The organism is Janthinobacterium sp. SUN073, from assembly GCF_030397665.1.
Taxonomy (GTDB): domain Bacteria; phylum Pseudomonadota; class Gammaproteobacteria; order Burkholderiales; family Burkholderiaceae_D; genus Janthinobacterium.
On record NZ_JAPUBT010000006.1, the window covers coordinates 136,271 to 160,723 of the forward strand.

22 protein-coding genes are annotated in these 24,453 nt (G+C 64.3%); 10 read left to right on the forward strand and 12 right to left on the reverse strand.

Annotation, left to right across the window (positions count from 1 at the left end; translation table 11 throughout):
* Positions 1–37 precede the first annotated feature (37 nt).
* From O0882_RS17645 to O0882_RS17665, 5 genes are all read right to left on the reverse strand, one after another.
* Positions 38–784 carry an SDR family oxidoreductase gene (locus tag O0882_RS17645; RefSeq protein WP_289950069.1) on the reverse strand — a complete coding sequence of 249 codons (747 nt, stop codon included), beginning with the start codon at positions 782–784 and terminating at the stop codon, positions 38–40.
* A 221-nt stretch (positions 785–1,005) separates the two neighbouring features.
* A complete protein-coding gene (locus O0882_RS17650) occupies positions 1,006–1,230 on the reverse strand; it encodes a hypothetical protein (RefSeq protein WP_289950071.1) in 225 nt (74 codons plus the stop codon).
* Positions 1,231–1,242: 12 nt separating this feature from the next.
* Entirely contained in the window at positions 1,243–1,914 is a 672-nt protein-coding gene (locus O0882_RS17655; RefSeq protein WP_289950072.1) for a thiol:disulfide interchange protein DsbA/DsbL, read from the reverse strand.
* Positions 1,915–2,061: 147 nt separating this feature from the next.
* Positions 2,062–3,627: a TonB-dependent receptor gene (locus O0882_RS17660; protein ID WP_289950074.1), complete on the reverse strand. Its 1,566-nt coding sequence runs from the start codon at positions 3,625–3,627 to the stop codon at positions 2,062–2,064.
* Positions 3,628–3,725: 98 nt separating this feature from the next.
* The gene (locus O0882_RS17665) at positions 3,726–4,616 is read right to left on the reverse strand and encodes a LysR family transcriptional regulator (RefSeq protein WP_289950076.1); all 891 of its coding nucleotides are present in this window, start codon (positions 4,614–4,616) and stop codon (positions 3,726–3,728) included.
* Between the two features lie 112 nt (positions 4,617–4,728).
* Between O0882_RS17665 and O0882_RS17670 the strand changes: the two genes are divergently transcribed.
* A complete protein-coding gene (locus O0882_RS17670) occupies positions 4,729–5,544 on the forward strand; it encodes a class III extradiol ring-cleavage dioxygenase (protein WP_289950078.1) in 816 nt (271 codons plus the stop codon).
* 98 nt (positions 5,545–5,642) lie between these two features.
* Here O0882_RS17670 and ylqF read toward each other — a convergent pair whose 3' ends face one another.
* Positions 5,643–6,590 carry a ribosome biogenesis GTPase YlqF gene (ylqF, locus tag O0882_RS17675; protein ID WP_289950080.1) on the reverse strand — a complete coding sequence of 316 codons (948 nt, stop codon included), beginning with the start codon at positions 6,588–6,590 and terminating at the stop codon, positions 5,643–5,645.
* Positions 6,591–6,790: 200 nt separating this feature from the next.
* Here ylqF and O0882_RS17680 point away from each other — a divergent pair, with 200 nt between their 5' ends.
* On the forward strand, positions 6,791–7,588 hold the full coding sequence (locus tag O0882_RS17680) for a hypothetical protein (RefSeq protein WP_289950081.1): 798 nt from the start codon (positions 6,791–6,793) through the stop codon (positions 7,586–7,588).
* Between the two features lie 155 nt (positions 7,589–7,743).
* The gene (locus tag O0882_RS17685; RefSeq protein WP_289950082.1) at positions 7,744–8,070 is read left to right on the forward strand and encodes a hypothetical protein; all 327 of its coding nucleotides are present in this window, start codon (positions 7,744–7,746) and stop codon (positions 8,068–8,070) included.
* A 12-nt stretch (positions 8,071–8,082) separates the two neighbouring features.
* Here the strand turns inward: O0882_RS17685 and O0882_RS17690 are convergent, their stop codons facing one another.
* Positions 8,083–9,009 carry a histone deacetylase family protein gene (locus O0882_RS17690; RefSeq protein WP_289950083.1) on the reverse strand — a complete coding sequence of 309 codons (927 nt, stop codon included), beginning with the start codon at positions 9,007–9,009 and terminating at the stop codon, positions 8,083–8,085.
* A 244-nt stretch (positions 9,010–9,253) separates the two neighbouring features.
* Here O0882_RS17690 and O0882_RS17695 point away from each other — a divergent pair, with 244 nt between their 5' ends.
* The 5 genes from O0882_RS17695 (at position 9,254) to O0882_RS17715 (ending at position 15,160) form a co-directional block, all read left to right on the forward strand.
* A complete protein-coding gene (locus O0882_RS17695; RefSeq protein WP_289950084.1) occupies positions 9,254–10,162 on the forward strand; it encodes an AAA family ATPase in 909 nt (302 codons plus the stop codon).
* Positions 10,163–10,167: 5 nt separating this feature from the next.
* Positions 10,168–11,217 (forward strand): DUF58 domain-containing protein, encoded by a 1,050-nt coding sequence (locus O0882_RS17700; RefSeq protein WP_289950085.1) that lies wholly within the window; start codon positions 10,168–10,170, stop codon positions 11,215–11,217.
* Complete coding sequence (locus tag O0882_RS17705) at positions 11,214–13,235, forward strand: DUF3488 and transglutaminase-like domain-containing protein (protein WP_289950086.1); 2,022 nt, start codon at positions 11,214–11,216, stop codon at positions 13,233–13,235. The genes O0882_RS17700 and O0882_RS17705 overlap by 4 nt, the downstream gene beginning before the upstream one ends.
* A gap of 8 nt (positions 13,236–13,243) precedes the next feature.
* Positions 13,244–14,389 (forward strand): lytic murein transglycosylase B, encoded by a 1,146-nt coding sequence (gene mltB, locus O0882_RS17710; RefSeq protein ID WP_289950087.1) that lies wholly within the window; start codon positions 13,244–13,246, stop codon positions 14,387–14,389.
* 438 nt (positions 14,390–14,827) lie between these two features.
* A complete protein-coding gene (locus tag O0882_RS17715) occupies positions 14,828–15,160 on the forward strand; it encodes a hypothetical protein (protein WP_034751784.1) in 333 nt (110 codons plus the stop codon).
* 88 nt (positions 15,161–15,248) lie between these two features.
* Here O0882_RS17715 and cysM read toward each other — a convergent pair whose 3' ends face one another.
* Positions 15,249–16,151, reverse strand: a complete 903-nt coding sequence (gene cysM / locus O0882_RS17720) for a cysteine synthase CysM (RefSeq protein WP_071078957.1) — start codon at positions 16,149–16,151, stop codon at positions 15,249–15,251.
* 248 nt (positions 16,152–16,399) lie between these two features.
* Between cysM and O0882_RS17725 the strand changes: the two genes are divergently transcribed.
* Positions 16,400–18,163, forward strand: a complete 1,764-nt coding sequence (locus O0882_RS17725; RefSeq protein WP_289950088.1) for a cyclic nucleotide-binding domain-containing thioredoxin-disulfide reductase — start codon at positions 16,400–16,402, stop codon at positions 18,161–18,163.
* Here the strand turns inward: O0882_RS17725 and O0882_RS17730 are convergent.
* Entirely contained in the window at positions 18,160–19,515 is a 1,356-nt protein-coding gene (locus tag O0882_RS17730) for a M28 family metallopeptidase (RefSeq protein WP_289950090.1), read from the reverse strand. The two genes, O0882_RS17725 and O0882_RS17730, sit on opposite strands and share 4 nt — an antisense overlap.
* A gap of 204 nt (positions 19,516–19,719) precedes the next feature.
* Here O0882_RS17730 and O0882_RS17735 point away from each other — a divergent pair, with 204 nt between their 5' ends.
* Complete coding sequence (locus O0882_RS17735) at positions 19,720–21,285, forward strand: phospholipase D family protein (RefSeq protein ID WP_289950091.1); 1,566 nt, start codon at positions 19,720–19,722, stop codon at positions 21,283–21,285.
* Between the two features lie 119 nt (positions 21,286–21,404).
* Here the strand turns inward: O0882_RS17735 and O0882_RS17740 are convergent, their stop codons facing one another.
* The 3 genes from O0882_RS17740 to O0882_RS17750 form a co-directional block, all read right to left on the reverse strand.
* Positions 21,405–21,935 (reverse strand): helix-hairpin-helix domain-containing protein, encoded by a 531-nt coding sequence (locus tag O0882_RS17740; RefSeq protein ID WP_289950094.1) that lies wholly within the window; start codon positions 21,933–21,935, stop codon positions 21,405–21,407.
* 165 nt (positions 21,936–22,100) lie between these two features.
* The gene (gene rfaE1, locus O0882_RS17745; RefSeq protein WP_289950096.1) at positions 22,101–23,054 is read right to left on the reverse strand and encodes a D-glycero-beta-D-manno-heptose-7-phosphate kinase; all 954 of its coding nucleotides are present in this window, start codon (positions 23,052–23,054) and stop codon (positions 22,101–22,103) included.
* Positions 23,051–24,418: a UDP-glucose/GDP-mannose dehydrogenase family protein gene (locus tag O0882_RS17750; RefSeq protein ID WP_289950098.1), complete on the reverse strand. Its 1,368-nt coding sequence runs from the start codon at positions 24,416–24,418 to the stop codon at positions 23,051–23,053. The genes rfaE1 and O0882_RS17750 overlap by 4 nt, the downstream gene beginning before the upstream one ends.
* Between the last annotated feature and the right edge of the window lie 35 nt (positions 24,419–24,453).

Genomic DNA, 24,453 nt, shown 5'->3' on the forward strand with positions numbered 1-24,453 from the left:
CCTGTCAATTGAAGCAATCGCTCACCAAATTTGAAAATCAGCGTCCGCCCGCCACGTCGAGAATGCTGCCCGTCACATAGCTCGCTCCTGGCCCCAGCAGGTACAGGATGGCATCGGCGATTTCTTCCGGCTCGCCACCGCGCTGCATCGGCACGCCGGACGCCAGGCGCGCCACCCGCCCCGGCTCGCCGCCAGACGCGTGGATGTCCGTATAGATGATGCCGGGCCGCACGCCGTTGACGCGGATGCCTTCGGCCGCCACTTCCTTCGCCAGCCCGAGGGTCAAGGTATCGACGGCGCCTTTCGAGGCCGCGTAATCGATGTATTCGCCCGGGGAGCCAATGCGCGCGGCTACCGACGAGACATTCACGATGCGCCCGCCCTGCCCGCCATTGGCCGTCGACATGCGCCGCACGGCCTGCTGGCAGCACAGGAAATAACTGATCACGTTGGTGCGCAGCACGCGTTCCAGGCGCTGCACGGAAATGTCGGCCAGCCGGCATTTCTGCTCCAGCACGCCCACATTGTTGACCAGCGCCGTCAAGGTCCCCAGGCGCGCATCGACTTCGTCGAACAGCCGTTCCACGTCCGCTGCTTCGCCCACGTCAGCCCGCACGGCGATCGCTTCGCCGCCGCCAGCGACGATGCGCGCGCACAGGTCTTCGGCCGCCTGCGCGTCGCGCACATAGTTGATGCACACGGCATAGCCCTGGCGCGCCGCCAGCAGCGCAGTCGCCGCGCCGATGCCGCGACTGCTGCCGGTAATCAGGATCACTTCCTTCATCGTTCCTCCGGAATGGTTGTGGCTTCATGATACCCGCAACCAGCAGACGTAAAAAAGCCCGCACAAAGCGGGCAGTTTTCCTATCCATCCCTCATCGTCACAACACCGGAGAAAATCGTAGCGAGCGGCAGTGATTTGTGGCCGAGAAGCGCAACCGTACTCTAGTACGGTGAGCATCGCCGGCCGCAAAGCGCGACGCGCAGTAGATTTTATCCGGTGTTCTATGACCGGAAATGCGTCATGGCGTAAGTGAGATGCTGCCACCAGTGTTCGCGCGACTGCACGGACGCCAGGCATTTTGCGTCGACCTCGTTCTTGAACGCGGGGTCCACGCATGCCTTGGTCACCAGCGCATTACGCTGGTTTTCCACGTTGACGACGGCAAGCGCCAGCCACGCCACGAGGGCGAGGGCCAGTACGCACAAGGTCCAGGGCAGCTGTTTCATGGCGCTCTCCGCTTACTTCTTCGCTGGCGCGGGAGCGCGCTCTTTCAGGGTGCGCGCCACCAGTTCATCCATCACGCGCAGGGTTGCATCCTGCGTCTGGCGCTCGGACTGGCCTGGACGCGACAATTGCGCCGGCGACGTGACGAAGCGGCCATCGATGACGATGGTCGGCGCGCTTTCGATCTTGCTGGCGGCGATCAGCTGCTCGTTGCGTTTCAGCTTGGTCTGCACACCGAACGAATTGAACATATCCAGGTATTTCGCCTTGTCGATGCCGTTCTTGACCAGCAGGTCGAGGATGGCGTCATCGCGGTTCAGGCGGTTGCGCTCGACGTGGATGGCGCGGAAGATCTTGTCGTGGAACTGGTCCAGCTGGCCCATCGCTTCCAGGGTGGCATACGCGTGCGCCTGCGGGTCTTTCGGGCCGGTGGCGGCCAGGTGGATGCGGCGGAAGGCGATCTTGTCGCCCTGTTTCTTGACCCAGTCATGCATCAGCGGATCGAGCACGTAGCAGTGCGGGCAGGAATACATGAAGTACTCCACCACTTCCACCTTCTTGCCCGTGTCCGTGCGCACTGGCGTAGGGAGCGTGGTAAAGCCGGTATCGGCCGCCATGGCGCCGCCGGTGGCCGCCACCAGGGTGACGGCGGCAAGCAGGGGGCGCAAGAAACGCAGAAAACGCATAATAATCCTTCATCATAAAGTAGTCGTGAACGGGGCGAGATTACCACTTTTTGCGCTGGACTATGAAGCCCGGGCGGAAAAAAGCCGTATTTATCGCCCCGCTCTGCGCCCGCTTAAGCCGCATTTAAGCCCCGCTGCGCCTCTGTCTCAGAAATGGTAGCGCGCCGACACGCGCAGCTGGCGCGCATCGTTGAGGTAAATGCTGGAATGGCAACCGGGCGCATCGCCGTAATGGCGGCGGTTGGCCAGGTTGCTGCCGGCCAGTTCCAGCTCCCAGGCACCCAGCTTGCGCACATAGCGCCCGTCCACGGTGGCGAATGCGGGCACTTGCGCCAGGCAGCTGTTGTCGAAATCGGGGCCATAGCGCAGGGCACGCAGCCATTGCACGCCCACGTCGGCACTGGCGCCGGCCTGCCCCGTCCAGTACAGGCGCAGGCTGGCCAGGGTCTTGGGCACGAGGGCGATATCCGGGCCGTCGTAGGTGTAATCGTCATAGCGCGCATGCACTTGCCGTACCTGAGCGTCGAGGCGCCAGTCGCGCGCCAGCGCCATGCCCGCCTCGATGGCGATACCAGCGCGGCGCGAGGGGTCGAGGTTGCCCGCAAAGCCCAGCTGGCCCAGGCTCGGGTCGAAGACGATCTGGTTGCTCAGGCGCTCGCTGAACACGCGCACGGAAGCGCTGCGCGCCGCGTCGCCGAAGGTAGCACCCACTTCCGTTTCGCGCCGCAGCTGTCCCGCCAGAGGGCGGTAGCCGGCGCGGGTATAGCCATCGTCATCGATGCGGTAGCTGCGCGCGGCCTTGGCGTACACGCTCAGTTGCGGGCGCAGCTGCAGGCTGCCCTGCACGTCCCAGGCGTTCTGGTTTTCCCAGTCGCTGCCGCCGGCGGGCATGTCGGCCGGATCGAGCTGGAACTGTTCATGCCGCAAGCCCAGCAGCAGACGCGGCACATATGCACCGCCGAACGCCAGCTCTTCGCGCAGCAGCAGCGCGCGCGAATACTGCCGGCGCCGTGCATCGCCATCACGGCCCGAACGCCGCTCCCACTGCATCAGGTCCAGGCCCACTTCCGTATCCGTGCCCACGCCGCCCACCTTGCCGTAATGGCGCACGCGGGGCGCCAGTTGCCGGCGGCGGCTGCTGTACCTCGATTCGCTGCTGCCGTCCTCGCCCGCATACTGGGCCGTGGCGCGCTTTTCCCGCTGCGACAGCTCCACGCCCAGTTCGACATTGCCCACGTAGCGCTGCACGAAGGCGCTGGCGCGCCGCACTTCATAGCGGTACAAGTCTTCCGGGCGGGCCGCCAGCAAGGCCAGGAACGGCGCCTCGGGCGCGCGATAGCGGGTCTCCTGGTTCAGCTGGTCGGCGCTGAAGCCGAAACGGCCCTGGCGCAGCTTCCATTCCGCGCCACCGTTGAAGCCGCGCTGGTGAAACACGCTGCCATCGCGGTAATTACCATTGCGCAGCCCGTCGATGGCCACATCGAGCATCATGCCCCCCTGGTCGCGCGACAGGGCGCCGCGCACGCTGTGCTGGCCGCCCTGCGCCAGTTCGGTGGACACGTCGCCATGCGTGACACCGGCTGCGCCGCCGTCCTGCTGCACGGATGGCGGCGCGGCCGGCGATTCAAGCTCTTGCGCGCACGCCGGCATGGCCAGGGCGCACAGCAGCAAGGTACGCGTGGCGATGGTCAGGGCGGGAAGGGCAGGCATCATGGCGGTAAGCTGGGTGCGCTACCGGGGCACGCACGGTAGTGTAACGGGAGGATGGCAAAAGCGAATCATTATACGCACGGCGTGCGCCGCTGGGGCCGTCAGCTGCCCAGGCGCCCTTCATCGGCCAGGAAGTCGATGAAGGTGCGCACTTTTGAGGACAGGTAGCGGCGGCTCGTGTAGACGGCGTACACCTTGCCACCCGCCAGGTTGAAATCGTCGAAGAGACGCACCAGCCGCCCCGCCGCCAGGTCCGCATCCGTTTGCCACGATGGCAGCAAGGCGATGCCCATGCCGTCGAGTGCGGCCGCATGCAGCAGGCTTTCGTTATTGCATTGCAGCACAGGCGTAAACTTCACCGTCTCGTGCCCCTGCGGGCCATCAAACATCAATTCATTGCCATTTGATAACAGCGAATAGCTGATCATGGCGTGCTGCGTCAGATCCTGCGGCGCCACAGGGTGGCCCGCGCGCGCCAGGTAGGCGGGCGCGGCCACCAGGTGAAAGGCGATGCTGCCGATGGGCCGCGCGATCAGGCTCGGCGATGGCGCCTGGCTGACGCGCAGGGCCAGGTCGAATCCCTCTTCCACCAGGTTGACCACGCGACCGCTCAAGTCGATGTCGAACGTCACTTCCGGAAAGCGCTCGCGGTAAGCCACCAGGGTGCGCGTAAAGATGGCGTTGGCGAACCAGACGGGCGCGCTCAGGCGCAACATGCCGCGTGGCACCACCGTCGTGCGGCCCACGGTCGCTTCCACTTCATCGAGATTATCGAGCATGTCGCGGCACTGTTCGAAGTACACCTTGCCGATTTCCGTCAGGCTCAGGTGGCGGCTGCTGCGGTTCAGCAGGCGCGCGCCCAGGTGGCGTTCCAGGTGCATCACGTGCTTGCTGACCATGGCCGGCGACAGATCCAGGCGCTCGCTGGCGCGCACGAAACTATCCAGCTCCACCACGGCGCGAAACACGCGCATGCTGCGCAAGGTATCCATGACCATCCCATCATCAACAAAATGGAAATGATATATCAATAATTGCGATCTTGATCAACTGACCGCACATGACTATCATCGGTAGCATCAGTCATTCCACTCCGGAGCCGCCATGCAAGAGCACACCTTCCCTACTTATTTCCTGTCGCACGGCGGCGGCCCGTGGCCATTCATGAAAGACCAGTTCGGCGACCGCTACGACGTGCTGGAAGCGTCGTTGCAGGATATCCCGCGCCAGCTCGGCACGCGTCCCAAGGCCGTGCTGGTGGTCACGGCGCACTGGGAAGGGCCGCAGTTTCTCGTCTCGGCCAGCCCCAAGCCGGGCATGATCTACGATTATTCGGGCTTTCCGCCGCATACGTACCAGATCCAGTACCCGGCGCCCGGCGCGCCGGCACTGGCGGCGCAGGTAAAACAGTTGCTGGACGCGGCCGGCCACCCGGCGCGCCTGGACCACGAGCGGGGCTTCGACCACGGCACCTTCAGCGCCCTGTTCCCCATCTACCCGCAGGCGGACGTGCCGCTGGTGCAGCTGTCGCTGAAACACGGCTATGACCCGCTGACGCACGTGGAGGTGGGTCGCGCGCTGGCAAGCTTGCGCCGGCAAGGCGTGCTGATCGTCGGCAGCGGCCTGTCCTATCACAACCTGCGCCAGTTCGGCCAGGCGGGCGCCGTCGCCTCGCAGCAGTTCGACGCCTGGCTGCGCCAGGCCATGGCCTTGCCGCCAGAACAAAGGCTGGCGCAATTGCTGGCCTGGGACCAGGCGCCCGGTGCGCGCCAGGCCCATCCACAGGAAGACCATCTGCTGCCGTTGATGGTGGCGCTCGGTGCGGCAGAGCAGGAAGCGGCGCACGTCGTGTACCACGAGGAGGATTTTTTTGGCGCGCTGGCAGTGACCAGTTTCAGGTTTGGGAACGCAGCCCAATGAAACCCGAACGCGGAAATGCCGGGGTCGGACCCTTAGGGTCCGACCCCAGTCGTCGCTATTGGGTCTAAAAAAAGCCGCTAACTAGCGGCTTTTTTTACTTACGTGCCGCGCTTGCCGCGCGCAGAATTCCTGGCCTTTTCGGCCGCAATCTCTGCCGCTTTCGCCGCTTTTTCCGCCATCTCCGCCGCGTGCTGGGCCAGCAGGGCCGCGCGCGTATCCGGCGTTTCCAGCGAGATACGACCCAGGATGCCGCTGCGGTAGTCGAGCAGCAAGGTGTGCGAGGCTTTCTCGAAATCGTAGTCGCCGCCCTTGATGCGGAAACCGCGCTTGGCGGCAATGCCTTCGACCACGCCGATGGCGTCGACTTCACCGATCTTGGTGCCGTAGCGGGCCACCAGCAAGTCCGGATAGCGCTTGAGCAATTCCTCGGCCAGGAACACGGCCACTTCTTCTTCGATCAGCGCGTTCGAGCCGATGGCGTGGCTGGCCGCCAGCATCAGGCCGTCGCTGGGGATGGCGATCTTCGGCCACAGCATGCCGGGCGTATCGACCAGGATGGTGTTCTTATCCAGATACAATTTCTGCTGCATTTTGGTCACGGCCGGCTCGTCGCCCACCTTCGCCACGCGCTTTTTCAGCAGCGCGTTCATCAGGGTCGACTTGCCCACGTTGGGGATGCCCATGATCATGATGCGCAGCGGTTTCGTCGGCACGCCGCGGTGCGGCGCCAGGGACTTGGCCAGGTCAGGGATGCGCGCCACGTCGCCCGGCTTCTTGGTCGTCATCGCATACGCGGTCACGCCTTCCTGGGCATTGAAATAAGCGACCCAGGCGGCCGTGGCGGCAGGATCGGCCAGGTCGGTCTTGTTGAGGATCTTCAGGCAAGGGCGCTGGCGGAACAGGCGCAACTCGTCCACCATGGGATTGCAACTGGCTGCCGGCAGGCGCGCGTCCACCACTTCAATCACCAGGTCGGTGTTTTCCATGGTCTCGGCCGCTTTTTTGCGGGCCGCGTTCATGTGTCCTGGGTACCATTGTATCGCCATGCTCTTGCCTTCAGTTCGTTCAGTCAATCCGCTATTTTACGTGGTTGCCGCCACGACGTCCCATTTTCCGCCGCCAGCGCCAGCCGTGCGACGCGAACGAGACAATTGGTGATAATTTGGCAGTTACTTGAATGATAAGATCCGCAGTCCGTCCAGCCTGACCGGCCTCCCCATTGCACGCTTAACCTGATACGCATTCCATGCATCTTCCCCGTTTTTTCCTCCTCGCCCCCCTATGCGCCTGCCTGCTGCCCGCCCTGGCTCAGGAACAAACGGCGGCGTCTGGCGACACGGCCAGCCAGGAAATGCAGCAGGTTGTCGACGTGCAAGGCACGCGCGATCCTGACTTGCGCCCCTACCGCACCATGCTCAAGGGACTCGACGCGTATGCCGACCACCAGCGCCTGGCACCTGGCGCGCCGCTGCGCTTCATGCTGGTTCCCGCCACGCCCCAGGCCAGGCTCGATGGCGTGACCTTGCACCTGTCGGCCGACAACCTGTCGATCCCCGTGCCCCTGGCGGCCGATGGCGGCTTCACCTTGACGCGCGACAAGACGGCCTACGATGCGAATGCCGACCTGGTCAGCAACAAGAAGCGCGACACCCTGCGCTGGCGCGCCGACATCCATACGCCGGGACTGCCCGCGAACGTGCGCCGCCTGGGCGACTTGCGCCTGGAATGCGAAATCCGCTGGGCCGTCGAACAGGACCAGCTGCCGTTTGTGCGGCGCAACCTGTTCCGCCTGGCGGGCGGACCGTGCCACTCGTCGCTGATCCACGTGCTGTATCCCGTGCCGCGCAGCCTCGCCGCCGTGCAGGCGCGCTCGGGCGAGCGCACGCTGGACATCCGCGTCACGGACGACCGCCAGCGCTACGTGCCGCCGCTGCATGACCAGAGCTGGGACGACAATACCCTGCTGACCATCACTTACGCCGACGACGTCAACATGGCCGTAGCCGCCCCCGCTGCGCCCTTGAAGGCAGTACAGCGCCAGTGATATGCGCCCGCGAAGCCGGATCAAATATTTCCACAAGGTTTTTTATATTTACTGCAAGCAATAAAAAAGTATGCTCTAATATCGCCTCTTAAATGAAAAGCAATTATTTCCAGGCTGGCTCCCGCCAGGGAGATATGCAATGGGAATAGTTCGATATGATGATGGAAGACACTGGCAAGGCGCCCAAGCGCGTGCCGCGCAATGACTGGAAGAAGGAATGCCGGCAATTACAGGGGCAAGTGGCGCAGCTGGAAGAGCGCCTGAAACGCCAGAGCGCCGACAGCTATGGCTTGCAAATGCTGTATGACCAATTGGTCAATGAAATCAAGCACCACCGCGACATGCTCCAGCTCGACAGCTTCGACGCGGAGAAATCATCGCTCGTCTACACGCAAGCGTGGCGCCGCTTCATGGCCGGCGACGCGCTCGACTACCAGACCCACCGCCACACGAATTCCAGCAGCCGTCCCAGCTTGCTGTAGTTCGCTGCACCGTTACAGCTCCGCCAGCGCCTTCACGTGCGCCGCCACGCTGCGGCCCAGCGACGACAGGTTGTAGCCCCCTTCGAGGCAGCTGACGATGCGGCCCTTGCCATACTGATTGGCCACGGCCATCATTTGCTGCGTCAGCCACGTGTAGTCGGCCTCCACCAGGCCCATGCCGCCCACATCGTCTTCGCGGTGGGCATCGAAACCGGCGGAAATGAAAATCATCTGCGGCTGCTGCCGGTGCAGCGCCGGCAGCCAGTGGTCGAGCACCAGTTGGCGCACGGCATCGCCCTTCGAGCGGGCCGGCACGGGCACGTTGACGCGCGTATCCGTATAGGACTCGACATCGCTGTACGGATAAAACGGGTGCTGGAAAAAACTTACCATCAGGATGCGTGGATCGCTGGCCACGGATTCGGCCGTGCCATTGCCATGATGAACGTCAAAGTCGACGATGGCGACTCTGTCGAGGCCGCGCACATCGAGCGCATGCTTGGCGGCGATGGCGACATTGTTGAACAGGCAGAAACCCATGGGCTCGCTGGGCCGCGCATGGTGGCCAGGTGGTCGGATCGCGCAAAAGGCGTTGCTGATCTCGCCATCGATAACGGCGTCCGTGGCAGTCACGGCCGAGCCTGCCGCCGCCAGGGCGGCCTCGTAGCTGTGCGCGTTGAGCAAGGTGTCGCCGTCGAGCGGATAGTAGTCGCCCTCGGACGGCACATTGTCGCGCACCAGGCCGATGGCCGTGGCGCTATGGTTGCGCTCGATGTCGGACAATTGCGCACGCACGCCGTCGCGGTGCTCGACCAGGTCGCTGATGTGCGCGAGGATCAATTGATCGTTGATGGCCTGCAAGCGGGCCGGCGATTCAGGGTGCCAGTCGCCCATTTCATGGCGCTGGCAATCGGGATGGGTATAAATGGCTGTGCTCATGCGCTGTACTGGTTACCTCTGTCTCTGCTCTCTATCCATACCGGGAACGCGCGCCGGAATCACCGCAGAGCATTCCTGCCTGCCTGGCGCGTTCTCGCATAAAATCACTGGCTGGTCTGTGCCGCCCTTGCCGCCTTTGCTGTCACGCTAATCTACCACGAGCGCGCGGCTGGCGGGCGCCGCCGTTTGACCTGGCCAAAGCGATTGTAAATTAAATAATCCGTTGTACTGTGATAGAAATAACATGTTTTCGAAAATACACCAGGCCGCGCAGCAAATCGGCGAAGTTCTTGTCGGCAAACACTTGCAGATCCGCCAGACCCTCGCCTGCGTGCTGGCGGGCGGCCACCTGCTGATCGAAGACGTGCCCGGCGTGGGCAAGACCACGCTGGCGCATGCGCTGGCCATCTCGCTGGGCCTGCAATGGAAGCGCCAGCAATTTACCAGCGACCTGCTGCCCGCCGACGTGGCCGGCATGAGCGTGTATGACCGGGGCAGCGGCAGCTTCATCTTTCATCCCGGCCCCCTGTTCACGCAAGTACTGCTGGCCGACGAGATCAACCGCGCCACGCCGAAGACGCAATCGGGCTTGCTGGAAGCGATGGAAGAGCGGCAAGTAACGCTCGATGGCGTCACGCACGCGCTGCCGCAGCCGTTTTTCGTCATCGCCACGCAAAACTGCGCGCACCAGCTGGGTACTTTCCCCCTGCCCGAATCGCAGCTCGACCGTTTTCTCATGTGCGTCACACTCGGCTACCCCGATGCGGCCGCCGAACGGGCGCTGCTGCTGGGCGCCGACCGCCGCGCCATGCTGCAAACATTGCCGGCCGTCATGAACGCGGAAGAATTGCTGCAGGCGCAAGCGGGCTTGCGCGCCATCCACGCCTCACCCGCCGTGGTCGACTACGTGCTGGCCCTCGTGCATGCCACCCGCGCGCCCGGCGTGTTTGCCGACGGCCTCAGCCCGCGCGCCGCGCTGGCCCTGCTGCAGGCGGCGCGCGCCTGGGCCGCCCTGGCCGGACGCGACCACGTCACGCCCGACGATGTGCAAGCCGTGCTGCTGCCCGTCTGCGCCCACCGCCTGCATGCGGCGCAGGGGTCCGTGGACAGCCGCGCGCTGCTGCAGCATCTGCTGTTGAGCATCCCCGTCTGATCGGCATGCGCTGGCGCACTATTCCATGGCTGCCGGCACGCCCCTGGCTGGGCGCGCAGCGCGTGCACGTCCGCCCCTCGCGTGCGGGCCTGGCGTTTGCCGCGCTGCTGCTGGCGCTATGGATCGCCGCCGTCAATTACCGCCTGGGCCTGGGCTATGCACTCACGTATTTCGCGGCCGCCTGCGCCATCGCCGACATGCTGTTTAGCAGCCGCAACCTGGCGGGCCTGGCGCTGGCCGCCACGCCGGGCAAGCCCGTCTTCGCGGGCAGCCATGCCTTTTTCACCTTGCGCCTGATCAACCGCAGCAGCCGCCCGCGCCATGCGATCGGCCTGGCCGTCAGCGGTTCGTCGGCGGCACCCGGCCTGGCCGTCAGCGGTTCGTCGGCGGCACCCGGCCTGGCCGATATCGCCGCCCACGGCGAAACGGCCGTCAGCATCGGCATGCCGGCCCGACAACGGGGTTGGCTCAATGCGCCAGCCGTGCGCCTGTCCGGCAGTTTTCCACTGGGCCTGTTTGTTGCCTGGTGCCATTGGCAGCCCGAGGCGCGCGTGCTCGTGTATCCGCGTCCCGAGCAAGATGCACCGCCGCTGCCCTGGCCGGCCGGCCCAATACAGCAGACACGGCCGCCAGGCTGGCCAGGCTGGTCAGACTTGCCCGGCGGCGCCCTGGAACTGGCCGGCGTGCGCGCCTACCAGCCGGGCGACCCCTTGCAGCGCCTGGCCTGGCGCCAGATCGCCCGTCATGATGGCGAGCATTTATTCAGCAAGCAATTCCAGCCTGACGCCGACGCACCAGAGGGCGCAGCGCACGGCACGCATGGCAACCTTGTGCTCGACCACGCGGACCTGCACGCGCTGGCGCCGGAAGCGCGCCTGTCGCGCCTGGCCGCCTGGGTGCTGCAGGCGGAAAGCACGGGCTTGCCATATGGCTTGCGCCTGGGTGCGCTGACCCTGGCGCCGGCCCTGGGCGCCAGCCAGCGCGACGCCTGCCTGCGCGCACTGGCCCTGCATGGTTCGCCGCACGATTTTCCGCCAGCGCAGGCGATGCCATGAAAGCCTGGCTGAGCGGCTTGCCGCGCGAAAAGGCCGACATGGTGCTGCTGTTGCTGGCCGCCGCCATGGTGCTGGCGCCGCACGCGCTGCATCTGCCCCCATGGTTGTCGGTAGCGACAGCCGTGCCGCTGCTGTGGCGCGCCGTCATTACCGTGCGGGGCCGGCGCCAGCCGCCGCTCGCCGTGCTGGCGCCGCTGGCCCTGCTGGGCATCGCCGGCGTGTACGCCAGCTATGGCACGCTGCTGGGACGCGATCCAGGCGTGGCCATGCTGGCCCTGCTGCTGGCCTTGAAGTCGCTGGAAATGCATGGCCGGCGCGACATCTTCGTGCTCGTCTTCCTCAGTTTCTTTTTGCTGCTGGCCAACTTTTTCCATGCGCAAGGCATCCTCGGCGCCGCCTGGATGCTGGCCACCGTCCTCGTGCTGCTGGCCGCCCTGCTCTCGGCCCAGTACGGCACGCTGCAGCCGCGTCTGGCGCAAAGGCTGGGCTTGCTGGGACGCATGCTGGCGCTGGCCATTCCCCTGGCGGCCGTACTGTTTCTTGCCGTGCCGCGCCCCGACGGTCCCCTGTGGGGCGCGCTGCACGAGGGCGCGCAGGCGCGCACAGGCTTGTCCGACAGCATGCAGCCGGGCGCCATCGCCTCGCTGGCCCTGTCAAACGAACCCGTCTTTACGGCCCGCTTTTCCACGCCGCTCCCGCCGCAAGACCAGCTGTACTGGCGCGGCGTGGTGCTGGGTGACTACGATGGCGCCACCTGGACGCGCATGGGCGCTGGCCGGCGCACGCCCGCCAGCGACAGCCGCATCGACATCGCGCTGGAAGGGCCGCCCAGCCACTACGAAGTGACCTTGCCAGCGAACGGCCAGCGGCGCATCTTCGCGCTCGACTTACCGCGCAGCATCGAACGCTTGCCTGGCAATCCATATGTCGTGTCGTCTGCGCTGGAAGTGCTGACCATACAACCCATTACTTCGACCGTGCATTACCGCGTCAGTTCCCAACCCCGTTACCGGCTGCAGGCCGGCCTGTCGCTCGCGCAACAACAGCCATGGCTGGCCTTGCCCGCTGACAGCAACCCGCGCAGCATGGCCTGGGCACGCGCACTGCGCGGCAGCGGCGCGCACGCGCTGGCGCCCGCCGACGCCATCGCCGCCGTGCTGGAGCACTTCCGCCGCGCGCCGTTCCGCTACACCCTGGAGCCGCCGCTGCTGGGCAAGCATGGCGTCGACGACTTCCTGTTTACAACACAAGCGGGCTTTTGCGAGCATTACGCGGGCAGCTTTGTCGTGCTGATGCGCGCCATGGGCATTCCCGCGCGCGTCGTCACGGGTTATCAGGGCGGCTTGCGCAACGGCACCAACAACAGTGTGAGCGTGCGCCAGTCCGACGCCCATGCCTGGAGCGAAGTATGGCTGGCCGGCCGGGGCTGGGTGCGCGTCGACCCCACCAGCGCCGTCGCGCCCTTGCGCACGGAGCGCAACCTCGATGCCGCCCTGCCAGCGGCCACGTCGCCGCTGACGGCCTGGCGCGCCCTGGCCGGCCTCGATGGCGGCACGACAGGGGCACTTGCCGCATGGCGCCAGCAATGGCAGCAGGCCGAGCACGCCTGGAGCAGCTGGGTACTCGACACCACGCCGCAACGCCAGCGCGCCATGCTCGATCGCTTGAAAAACCTGCCGTCGACGACCCTGGCACTCGCTTGCGCCGTGCTGGCCCTGCTGTCCGCCGTAGTCGGCGCACTGGTCTGGTGGCGGCAGGCGCGGCAAGGCGATCCGCTCGACGCCCTGTACCTGCAGTTTTGCCGCCAGCAGGCGCAGCGCGGCTACAGCCGTGCGCCGCATGAAGGGCCGCACGGTTATGCTGCGCGCCTGGCAGCAGGCAAGGCCACACCCGAGGCGCACGCCGCCATCGCACAGTTTCTGGCAATCTATGCCACGATGAAGTATGGTAATGCCAACCCAGACGAACAATCCCGCGCGCGGCGCAGCTTGCGCCACCTGTTAACCCAATGCCGATGAGACGCTCCTTGTTACCGATCAAAACCTCCGCCCTGTCCCTGCTCCTCTCCCTTCCCCTGTGCCTGGCGACCGCGCACGCTGGCGAAAACAGCAACATTTCCGCCGCTGACCGCGCCCGTGCCGTGCGCGCGGCCAAGGCGCCGCCCGCCAAGGCGACGGCTAAAAAAGCACCGGCGAAATTCGACTTCGAAGGCGAGTTTGTTGACTATGCCAACTGGAAAGAAGTACGCGCCTTCCTCGATGAGATGTCCGCCAAGCATGGCTTTGGCCGCGCCGAGCTCGATACCCTGATCGGCAAGGTGCGCTATGTCGAGTCGACCGTGCAGCTGATGAAACCGGCGCCGCCGGGCAAGCCGAAGAACTGGCAAGCGTACAGCGCCCGCTTCATCGAGCCGGTGCGTATCAATGCGGGCGTGAAATTCTGGGAAGAGAACGCGGAAGCGCTGGCGCGCGCCGAACGCGAATATGGCGTGCCGGCCGAAATCATCGTCGGCATCATCGGCGTGGAGACCGTGTACGGCCGCAACACGGGCCGTTTCCGCGTGCTCGACGCGCTGACGACCCTGGCGTTTTCCTATCCGGAAAGCCCAACGCGCGCCGCGCGCATGGAATTTTTCAAGGGCGAACTGGAGAACGCGCTGCTGTACGCACGCAAGGATGGCATCGATCCCTTGACCCTGCTCGGCTCGTATGCGGGCGCCATCGGCCTGCCCCAGTTCATGCCCAGCAGCATCATGAAATACGCGGTGGACTTCGATGGCGATAGTCACATCGACTTGCGCAATTCCACCGCCGACGCCATCGGCAGCGTCGCGCATTTCCTCGTCGAACACGGCTGGCGGCGCGATGACCCTGCCATCAGCACGTATCGAGTCACCGTCTCGTCCAGCCACGCCTGGGAAAAGTTCATCGGCCAGGGCTTGCAAGCCAAGTACAGGCTGGAGGAATTGCAGGAGGCCGGCGTGAGTACGGTCGCAGCCACGCCCCAGAATATGTTGTACGGCCTGATCGATCTGCAAAATGGTTCAGAAGCAACTGAGTATCACTTGGCAACCAATAACTTCTTTGCTATAACTCAGTACAACAGAAGTTATTTTTATGCCATGTCAGTGATTGACTTGGGCAAGGCCATCAGCCAAGTGCGCGCACGCTAACCGAAAGTCAGTGTAAAGTTATAATATTACTTGTAAGAAAGCGTAAGCGATGTTGAAGCGACCAGCAAACAGGTCTATGGTGGGGCCGATAACATGTGCCAGCCTCGCTCGCCAGCCTTTGTACGGCACGGAATACAGAAATGGTTCTATACTTAACTTTTGTCAAAGTACAATTTTTGTTCTATCATGGAGCATAATAAAGAATAAATAGCTGTTGCAACATGACAACACCTATTTTATCCAAAGCAAGATTACAGAGCTTTCCGGCCTGAAATGGAATCCTGCTGTACAATTGTGTATATATCATGAAAAACTGTATCCCGGATCGTACCGTGTGTGAATTTGTTCCTTTTAGTAAAGAATGAACATGAACGCAGCAAGAGCGAGCTCCGAGTGTTTTTTACTTTGCAGTGCAACTACAGAAGGAACATTAACATCATGACAAACCAAGTCGGCATTGATATGAACAGCGATTCGGACTCCGACGATCTGCTCCAGTACAACCCAAACAGATTGCTCGATACCCTGATCGAAAACCTGCGCCTGAAAAACGACGCAGCCTTGTCCCGCGCGCTGGAAGTGGCGCCGCCGGTCATCAGCAAAATCCGTCACCACCGCCTGCCTGTCGGCGCATCGCTGCTGATCCGCATGCACGAAGTGAGCGACCTGAGCATCCGCGACCTGCGTTACCTGATGGGTGACCGTCGTAACAAATTCCGCATCAGCGACAAGCAATTCAAGCCAAAAGAAGGCGAAACGCCACAAGGCTGATCCTGCCAGTTTCGCAGGTTTTCCCTCCCCGCCATGGGGAGGGGGTATTTACAGCAGTTCTCAGGCCGTTCTGGCCGACATTAAACTATCAAGCAGGAAACACGCCGGTCGAGAGATAACGGTCGCCGCGGTCGCAGACGACAAACACGATCGTTGCGTTTTCCACCGTTTGCGAGATGCGCAGCGCGATTTCGCACGCGCCGGCTGCCGAGATGCCGCAGAACAAGCCCTCTTCCGCCGCCAGGCTGCGCGCCATGCGCTCGGCCACGCCCTGGCTCACGTATTCCACCTGGTCCACGCGCGACTTGTCATAAATTTTCGGCAAGTACGCTTCCGGCCACTTGCGAATGCCGGGAATCTGCGATCCATCCTCGGGCTGGGCGCCGATAATCTGGATGGCGGGATTCTGTTCCTTCAAATAGCGCGACACGCCCATGATGGTGCCCGTCGTGCCCATGGCGCTGACGAAATGCGTGACCTGGCCATTGGTATCGCGCCAGATTTCCGGTCCCGTGCTTTCGTAGTGGGCGCGCGAATTGTCTTCGTTGGCGAACTGGTCGAGGATGATGCCACGGCCATCCTTCTGCATCTGCTCGGCCAGGTCGCGCGCATATTCCATGCCGCCCGTCTTCGGCGTCAACAGAATGTCGGCGCCGTAGGCGGCCATGCTCTGGCGGCGCTCCACGCTGAGATTGTCTGGCATCAAGAGCAGCATCTTGTAGCCGCGCAAGGCGGCGGCCATGGCCAGCGCGATGCCCGTATTGCCGCTGGTGGCCTCGATCAGGGTATCGCCCGGCTTGATGACGCCGCGCTCTTCAGCGCGCTTGAGCATGGACATGGCGGCGCGGTCCTTCACGGAGCCGGCCGGGTTGTTGCCTTCCAGCTTGCCGAGGATGACGTTGTTGCGCGCAATCGCATCGGCGCCCGGCAAGCGCGTCAGTTGCACCAGCGGAGTATTGCCTATCGTATCTTCAAGTGTCTTGTAAGCCATCGTGTCTGTTTGAGTAATTTCAACAAAGACCCATTCTAATATGAGATGCTGGACGGCGTATGGCTAAAAACCGCCGCCCCGCCAGGCTGCCCCTACTGCGGCCGCCCACGCGCCAGGCCGCATGGCCCCTGGCTTTGCACCATGCCAGGGCGGCCGTGCGCGGTGTGCCAGCGGGCCGCGCGCGCATGCGCTAGACTCGTGACGGTTAGTTATTTTAGTAATTTGCTTATTCAATCAATGGATCAGTCATGAGCGGCAGCGCACCCGAATTCATCCCCGAAACCACGCAGGACGATCCCGTCCAGGCCAGCAACCTCGACATCCAGGGCCGCATGCACCAGATTTCCCCTGTCTTCAGCGAGGCCGAACTGCGCCGCTTGCAGCGCTATGGCAAGGTCTGCCGCTACGCGGATGGCGCCACCCTGTTCGAGGCGGGCAGCAGCAGCTTCGGCATGCTGGTCATCCTGGCAGGCCACGTCGCCGTCACGCGCCATGAGGGACTGGGCCGCACCTCGCTGATGCGCGAAATCGGCCCCGGCCACTTCATCGCCGAAGTGGCGCAACTGTCGGGCCGCCCCGCCCTCGTCAATGGCCATGCCGTGGGCGACGTGGAAGTACTCGTCATCAGCTCGGAATCGCTGCGCGCACTGATCGTGGCGGAAGCGGAAATGGGCGAGCGCATCGTGCGCGCCCTGATCCTGCGCCGCGTGGCCCTGATCGAAGTCAATTCAGGCGGCCCCGTGCTGGTGGGGCCGCGCGGCAATGGCAATCTGTTCCACCTGCAAAGTTTTCTATCGAGCAATGGGCACCCGCACACGGTGCTGGACCCGGCCAGCGATGCGGCCGCCGCCGCGCTGGCCGAGCGCTACCAGCCCACGCCGCAGGAATGGCCCTTGGTCGTCTGTCCCGACGGCAAGGTCATGAAAAATCCCGGCAATGCGGAACTGGGGCGCTGCCTGGGCATGTTGCCTGATTTGTCCGGCGATAAGATCTTCGACGTGCTGGTAGTGGGCGCCGGCCCCGCCGGCCTGGCCACGGCCGTGTATGCGGCATCCGAAGGCTTGAGCGTGCTGGCGCTGGAACAGCGCGCCTATGGCGGCCAGGCTGGCGCCAGCGCGCGCATCGAAAACTATCTGGGCTTTCCCACCGGCATTTCCGGTCGCGCGCTGGCGGGACGCGCCTATGTGCAGGCGCAAAAGTTCGGCGTCGAGATCGCCACCCCGGCCAGCGCCGCCAATTTGCTGTGCGACAGCTGGCCCCTGCGCGTCACCCTGTGCGACGGCACCCAGGTGCGCGCCCGCACGGTGGTGCTATCGTGCGGCGCGCGCTACCGCCGCCCCTCGCTGGCGAACCTGAAAACATATGAAGGACGGGGCGTGTATTACTGGGCCTCGCCCATCGAAGCCAAGCTGTGCAAGCAGGAAGAGATCATTTTGGTCGGCGGCGGCAACTCGGCCGGCCAGGCGGCCGTGTTTCTCTCCGGCCACGCGGCCAAAGTCCACATGGTGATCCGCGGCGAAGGGCTGGCGGCCAGCATGTCGAGCTATTTGATCGAGCGCATCGCCGCTACGCCCAACATCACCCTGCACACGCACACGGAAATCATCGCCCTCGAAGGTGACGAGGATGGCTTGACGGGCGCCCGCTGGCGCAACAAGCAGACTGGTGAAGAGTGCGACTGCGCCGTGCGCCGCGTGTTTCTTTTTGTGGGCGCAGATCCGAACACGGACTGGCTGCACGACTGCGCCGTGGCCGTCGACGAACAGGGTTTTATTCGCACGGGCTTCGACGTCACGCGCGCCGAATGCCGCGCCGATGGCCACGGCCATACCGAGTATCGAGCGGACCTGCCCGAGCGCGCCGCGCTGGAAACGAGCGTGCCGGGCGTCTTCGCCATCGGCGACGTGCGCGCCGGCTCGACCAAGCGCGTGGCGGCCGCCGTCGGCGAAGGCGCGGCGGTCGTGTCGCAGATTCACGGTTTTCTGGCGCGCCTGCCCGTCAACAGTGCTTAACGCAAGGGCATGGGGTATGTTGCCACGCTGACATTTCCGTCACGATCGATGGCCTGGACGCCAAAGAAATAGTTGTCTTTCGACAGCTTGACCTTGGCTTCGGTGACATTGCCCACGTCCTGCGCGCCCTGCCACTGGTCTGCCGTCGTGGCGCGCCAGACGATGCGGTAGCCGGCCAGGTCCGGCTCCGTGTTCGGCTGCCATACCAGTGAAGTGGCGTTTTCCAGCTGGGCCGTGCGCACCTGCACGCCGGCAGGCGCGGCCGGCGCCAGGGCCAGCGAAGCGAGCGCCGCCGCATTCACGCGCGCCACTTTCGCCACGTAGTCATAGTCGACGAATTGCGGCAAGTCGCCATACTGCACGCCGTTTTCCACGCGCACATCCTGGTGCTGGTGGGCAAAATCCTCGTGCGACTCCGTGAAACGCAGCGCCGCATACCCTTGCGCCAGAAACGGCATGTGGTCGCCGCCGCGCAGGTAGCGGTCGGCGCGCTGGATGACGTTGACCTTGAAGCCCGGCACATAGCGCTCGCCCACCTGCTTCACATGGCGCGCGAGCTGACGCGAAATCGAGTCGTTCTCGCCACCCGTCGCCACCAGGGCGCGCACGCCATCGCTCATTTCCTTCACGGCGGGGATGCCCTCGGCAAACAGGCGCACCTGGCCACCGTCGATGGTGCCATCGTCGGCGCGCGAACTGCCGATGATGTCGTTATTGAGCATGCCGGCGATGTTGAGCTTGTTCAACTTCGCCTGCCGCGCCCAATGGCCGGAACCCAATAGCCCCTGTTCCTCGGCCGCCACGGCCATGAAGACAAGCGTGGCGTCGAACTGGTAGCGCGCCATCGCGCACGCCATCTCGATCACGGCCGCCGTGCCCGAGGCGTCGTCGTTGGCGCCGGGCGCGTCGCCCTGCGCATCCATCACGTCCGTGGCGCGCGAATCATAGTGGCCGCTGACGACATAGATGCGCCCGGCCGACTGCGGCTGGCTACCCGGCAGGGTCGCCACCACGTTGACGATTTCCGTCGGCCGCGCGATGCGCTTCGAGACGGGCGCCACATGGCTGTCGAACGCCACCTGCAGGCGTGCGCCCGCCTGCGCGCCGCAGCGCTCCAGCTCCTCCTTGATCCAGCGCCTGGCCGCGCCGATGCCGCGCGTGTCGGACACGGTATCGGACATGGTGTGGCGCGTCTGGAAGCCCACCAGCTTGCGCACGTGCGCCTCGATACGCTGCGGCGAGATGTCGGCCACCACCTGCCGTATCTGCTGCTGCGCCGCTTCGGCGCCCGGCGCCGCCGCCACACTAGCCGACAGCATGGCTGCCGTCATTGCCGTCAAAATCCGTACCATGCCTGCATCCCCGATGATTGATTGAGCTGGCCATTCTCGCATTTTTGACGGCAGGCAAGGATGTTCCAGGATGAAAATCGTGCATTATAGAAACTGCTACAATCGGCCACTTCCCGTCCCGCTCACGAAAGACACCCGCATGCGCCAGACCACCCTCCCACCCGCACGCCGCAGCTTGCGCGCGGTCCACTGACGGTGCGCCGCATGCTCGTCAAATTGCTGCTGCTGGCCACCCTGTTTTCCGGGCTCAGTATCGCCGCGCTGTACAGCTACGGGCGCTTCGCCGAACGGTCGCTGGGAGCACCGGGTACGGCATTGCCCGTGGCAGCCGACGCTACCCTGCTCGACCGCGTGCTGGCGCCGCAGCTGGCGCAACGCGCGGAACAGAGCGGCACAGCCCTGATCGACGACAACCTGGAAGCGTTCGCCCTGCGCGCCCTGAGCGCGCGCGAAGCGGGCCGCAGCATCGACCTGCAGTACTACATCTGGCATAACGACGTCACGGGCCGCCTGCTGGTACGTGAACTGCTGCGCGCGGCCGACCGCGGCGTGCGCGTGCGCGTGTTGCTTGACGATATCAATGCGCGCGGCCAGGACGCCGCCATCCTCGCGCTCGACAGCCATCCGCTGATCGACGTACGCATCTTCAATCCGGGCCGCAACCGCGACGGCATCTGGTTGCGTGCCGTGGAAATGGCCTTGCGCGCCGTCAGCCTGAACCGCCGCATGCACAACAAGGCCTGGATCGTCGACGGCAGGGTGGCCCTGGTCGGCGGGCGCAATATCGGCGATGAATATTTTGATGCCGCCGAGCAAGTCAATTTCCAGGATGCCGACTTGCTGCTGGTGGGCCCCGCCGTACAGCAGACGAGCGACATCTTCGACCGCTTCTGGAACAGCCGCGCCGTCATCCCCATCGGCGCCCTGCACGCTGGCAAGAACGCGGGCGCGCCGGAACTGCAGGCTGTACGCGCCCGCCTCGATGCGCTCACGGGTGAACTGGGCGCCTCGCCCTACCTGCGGCAGCTGACCGATGCGGGCCAGCTGCAAGCCCACCTTGATGGCCGGCTGCGCCTGCACTGGAGCGCGCAGGTACAAGTACTGTCGGATCCGCCGGAAAAGGCCGCGCCCGTGGCCAGTTTGCAGCGCAGCGAGCACTGGCTCATGCACAGCCTGCTGCCCCTGCTGACCGAGGCGCGCGAAGAAGCGCTGCTGACCTCGCCCTACTTCGTGCCCGGCGCGGCGCTGACGCAGAGCCTGGCCGACAAGGTTGCCGCCGGCGTCAAGGTCAGTGTCCTGACCAACTCGCTGGCCGCTACCGATGTGGCCCTCGTGCATGCGGGTTATGCGCGCTACCGCGAAGTGCTGCTGGGCGGTGGCGTCGACCTGTATGAATTGAAGACCCTGCACCGCAAGCGCATCAGCCTGATGGGTTCGAGCCGCGCCAGCCTGCATACCAAGGCCGTGGTGGTCGATGGCCAGCGGGGCTTCGTCGGCTCCTTCAACCTCGATCCCCGCTCGGCCCAGCTGAACACGGAAATGGGCGTGCTGTTCCACGATGCCGCACTGGGGGCCGACATGCGTGCGCTGTTCCTGCACTCGACGTCGGGCGACACCAGCTACCGTCTATTCCTCGACAACGGCGCCCTGCGCTGGTCCGACGCCACCGAACAGCCTGCCAAGGTGTGGACGCACGATCCGGAGTCAGGCTTCTGGCGCCGCATGCTGGTCTCCGTGATGCGCTGGCTGCCGATCGAGTCGCAGCTGTAGGCGCATCGGCAGGGCAACGTGGCCGGCGCATAAAAAAAACCCCGCGCGGCCGGTACCACGCAGGGTTTTCTTCTCGTGCTGCGCGGCACCACCACGCAACACGCTTTACAGCAACACGCTTACTTTTTCTCGGCTTCAGCCTTCTTCGCCTCGGCTGCAGCCAGCTTCGCTTCTTTCTTCGCGGCAGCAGCGGCAGCCTTCGCTTCTTTCTTGGCAGCAGCAGCTTCTTTTTTCGTCTCAGCGGCTGTCTTGGCTGGCGCCGCAGCGGTGTCGGTCGCAGCAGCTGGCTTCGGTGCGGCTTCTTTCGCTGCAACTTGCTTCACAGCAGCTTCCTTTTTTGCCGGGGCGGCTTTCGCCACCGGGGCCGCTGGCGCGCCAGACTTGGCCTGACCATTCACCTGCAAGCCCGCTTCGGACAGTTTCACGGAACTTTTCGGACCAATGCCTTTTACGCGGCTTTCGAAATCGGCCCAATCCTTGAAGGCGCCGCCCTTGGCGCGTTCATCAAGAATGGCTTTCGACGTGACGGGGCCGATGCCCTTGACGCTGTCGAGTGCCGCCTGGTCCGCCTTGTTGACATCAACCTGGGCAAAGGCAAAACCCATCGTCGCGATCAGGGTGACGATGGCCAGCAGTATTTTTTTGAACATGGGTATCTCTCCGTGGTGTGGTTTCAAGATGACTCGAACGCAAGGGAGGAGCAGCGCCTTAACGGCTTTAACGGCTGTGACGTGATACGGTTGACAAGACGGGACAGAGGAAGGAGGGGAAAACCTGCGCCAGATCAAACGATGCGGCGCAGGCAGGACAGCATATTACTGCGGGAACAGCTCTTCGCGCGTGACGGTAGCCGTGCCCAGCTTGCCGACGACGATGCCGCCGGCCCGGTTGGCCGTACGCACGGCGTCGCCCAGGCCCATGCCGGCGCCCAGCATGGCCGCCATGGTGGCGATCACCGTGTCGCCCGCGCCCGAGACGTCGAATACTTCGCGCGCATCGGTAGGCATGTGCAGCACCTCATCGGCCGTGTACAGGCTCATGCCCTCTTCGGAACGGGTCAGCAGCAAGGCGTCCAGGCCCAGCTGCGCACGCATCTGCTGCGCGCGTTCCGTCAATTGCTCTTCCGTGCTCCAGTTGCCAACCACACGGCGCAGCTCGGACTTGTTCGGAGTGAGCACTGACGCTCCCGCATAGCGGCGGAAGTCATCCCCTTTCGGGTCGACCATGACGATCTTGCCGGCCGTTCTCGCCGCCTTGATCATTTCGGCCACGTTCACCAGGCTGCCCTTGGCGTAGTCCGACAAAATCACCACGTCGTAATGCGGCAAGAGCGCATTGAATTGCTTGAGCTTGTCGCGCAGCACCGTATCGCTGGGTGCATCCTCGAAGTCGATGCGCAGCATTTGCTGCTGGCGGCCGATCACGCGCAGCTTGATGATGGTGGAAATTGCCGCATCGCGCTGCAGATAGCTGTGGATGCCGTCCCCTTCGAGCAGACGCTCGACCTGGCTGCCGGCCTCGTCATCGCCGACCACGCCCAGCAAGCCCGTCTTCGCTCCCAGCGCGGCCGCGTTGCGCGCCACGTTGGCCGCGCCGCCCAGGCGCTCTTCGCGCTTCTCGATACGCACGATGGGCACCGGTGCTTCCGGCGAAATACGGCTGACATCGCCGAACCAGTAACGGTCCAGCATCACATCGCCCACCACCAGCATGCGCACCTGGGCCAGCGCGGCCGGCGCCGTCAAGGCGGCCACCTCGTGGGCGCTCATGCGCGTGTCAGGATCGAGCGGCCGATGCCGTGGTATTCAATGCCCGCCTCGGCCATGACGGCCGGCTCGAACAGGTTGCGTCCGTCAAAGATCACGGCCTGCTTCAGGCGCGCCTTGACCTGTTCGAAATCGGGACTGCGGAAGGCTTTCCACTCGGTCACGATGACCAGCGCATCGGCGTCCTGCAACGCATCCTTCGGACTGTCGGCAAAGCGCACCCTTGCCAACTGCTCCGGCGTCAAGTCCAGTTGCAGCACGCGGCGTGCCTCGGGCATGGCGACGGGGTCATACACGGCCACCGTGGCGCCCCGCGCCAGCAAGTCCGCCAGCAGCACGCGGGCCGACGCTTCGCGCATGTCGTCCGTGTTCGGCTTGAAGGCCAGTCCCCACACGGCGAAATGCCGGCCCGTCAGGTCTGCGCCGAAGCGAGTGACCACTTTGCCGCCCAGCACCATCTTCTGCCTGTCATTAACGGCTTCGACGGCACGCAGGATCAGCAACTCCTGCCCGTAGCCGCGCGCCGTGCGCTCGAGCGCCTGCACGTCTTTCGGGAAGCAGGAACCGCCATAGCCGCAGCCTGCGTACAGGAAACTGTGGCCGATGCGCGGGTCGGAACCGATGCCGTGGCGCACGGCCTCGATATCGACGCCCACCTTGTCGGCCAGGTTCGCCAGTTCATTCATGAAGGAAATACGCGTGGCCAGCATGGCGTTCGCCGCATACTTCGTGAATTCGGCCGAGCGCACGTCCATCCAGTGGGTGCGCTCGTGGTTGCGGTTGAACGGCGCATACAGGATTTTCAGCAATTCGCGCGCGCGCTCGCCGTCCGGCGTGGTATCGACGCCGATGACGATGCGGTCCGGGCGCATGAAATCTTCGACAGCCGCGCCTTCCTTGAGGAATTCCGGGTTCGACGCCACCGAGAACGTGGCGGCCACGCCGCGCGCGTCCAGTTCGCCCTGAATGGCGGCACGCACTTTTTCAGCCGTGCCGACGGGCACGGTCGACTTGTCGACGATGACCTTGAAGTCCGTCATGTACTTGCCGATGCCGCGCGCGGCTGCCAGCACGTATTGCAGGTCGGCCGAGCCGTCTTCATCGGGCGGCGTGCCGACGGCGATGAATTGGATCACGCCGTGTGCGGCGGCTGCCTCGACGTCGGTGGAAAAGGTCATGCGGCCGGCGGCGCGGTTGCGCGCCACGACTTCTTCCAGCCCCGGTTCATGGATGGGGATGCCGCCGCTATTGAGCAAGGCGACCTTCTGTGCGTCCAGGTCGAGGCAAAAAACGTCGTTGCCCAGCTCCGCCAGGCAGGCGCCCGTCACGAGACCTACATAGCCCGTGCCGATAATGGTGATTTTCATGGTTGTGCCGTATTTGTAAAGATAGATGCTGCAAA

What these genes read in the sequence shown, in the direction of transcription:
- O0882_RS17645 (WP_289950069.1), bottom strand. Translation starts at nt 784, where the DNA reads ATGAAGGAAGTGATCCTGATTACCGGCAGCAGTCGCGGCATCGGCGCG.
- O0882_RS17650 (WP_289950071.1), bottom strand. Translation starts at nt 1,230, where the DNA reads ATGAAACAGCTGCCCTGGACCTTGTGCGTACTGGCCCTCGCCCTCGTG.
- O0882_RS17655 (WP_289950072.1), bottom strand. Translation starts at nt 1,914, where the DNA reads ATGCGTTTTCTGCGTTTCTTGCGCCCCCTGCTTGCCGCCGTCACCCTG.
- O0882_RS17660 (WP_289950074.1), bottom strand. Translation starts at nt 3,627, where the DNA reads ATGATGCCTGCCCTTCCCGCCCTGACCATCGCCACGCGTACCTTGCTG.
- O0882_RS17665 (WP_289950076.1), bottom strand. Translation starts at nt 4,616, where the DNA reads ATGGATACCTTGCGCAGCATGCGCGTGTTTCGCGCCGTGGTGGAGCTG.
- O0882_RS17670 (WP_289950078.1), top strand. Translation starts at nt 4,729, where the DNA reads ATGCAAGAGCACACCTTCCCTACTTATTTCCTGTCGCACGGCGGCGGC.
- ylqF (WP_289950080.1), bottom strand. Translation starts at nt 6,590, where the DNA reads ATGGCGATACAATGGTACCCAGGACACATGAACGCGGCCCGCAAAAAA.
- O0882_RS17680 (WP_289950081.1), top strand. Translation starts at nt 6,791, where the DNA reads ATGCATCTTCCCCGTTTTTTCCTCCTCGCCCCCCTATGCGCCTGCCTG.
- O0882_RS17685 (WP_289950082.1), top strand. Translation starts at nt 7,744, where the DNA reads ATGATGATGGAAGACACTGGCAAGGCGCCCAAGCGCGTGCCGCGCAAT.
- O0882_RS17690 (WP_289950083.1), bottom strand. Translation starts at nt 9,009, where the DNA reads ATGAGCACAGCCATTTATACCCATCCCGATTGCCAGCGCCATGAAATG.
- O0882_RS17695 (WP_289950084.1), top strand. Translation starts at nt 9,254, where the DNA reads ATGTTTTCGAAAATACACCAGGCCGCGCAGCAAATCGGCGAAGTTCTT.
- O0882_RS17700 (WP_289950085.1), top strand. Translation starts at nt 10,168, where the DNA reads ATGCGCTGGCGCACTATTCCATGGCTGCCGGCACGCCCCTGGCTGGGC.
- O0882_RS17705 (WP_289950086.1), top strand. Translation starts at nt 11,214, where the DNA reads ATGAAAGCCTGGCTGAGCGGCTTGCCGCGCGAAAAGGCCGACATGGTG.
- O0882_RS17715 (WP_034751784.1), top strand. Translation starts at nt 14,828, where the DNA reads ATGACAAACCAAGTCGGCATTGATATGAACAGCGATTCGGACTCCGAC.
- cysM (WP_071078957.1), bottom strand. Translation starts at nt 16,151, where the DNA reads ATGGCTTACAAGACACTTGAAGATACGATAGGCAATACTCCGCTGGTG.
- O0882_RS17725 (WP_289950088.1), top strand. Translation starts at nt 16,400, where the DNA reads ATGAGCGGCAGCGCACCCGAATTCATCCCCGAAACCACGCAGGACGAT.
- O0882_RS17730 (WP_289950090.1), bottom strand. Translation starts at nt 19,515, where the DNA reads ATGGTACGGATTTTGACGGCAATGACGGCAGCCATGCTGTCGGCTAGT.
- O0882_RS17735 (WP_289950091.1), top strand. Translation starts at nt 19,720, where the DNA reads ATGCTCGTCAAATTGCTGCTGCTGGCCACCCTGTTTTCCGGGCTCAGT.
- O0882_RS17740 (WP_289950094.1), bottom strand. Translation starts at nt 21,935, where the DNA reads ATGTTCAAAAAAATACTGCTGGCCATCGTCACCCTGATCGCGACGATG.
- rfaE1 (WP_289950096.1), bottom strand. Translation starts at nt 23,054, where the DNA reads ATGAGCGCCCACGAGGTGGCCGCCTTGACGGCGCCGGCCGCGCTGGCC.
- O0882_RS17750 (WP_289950098.1), bottom strand. Translation starts at nt 24,418, where the DNA reads ATGAAAATCACCATTATCGGCACGGGCTATGTAGGTCTCGTGACGGGC.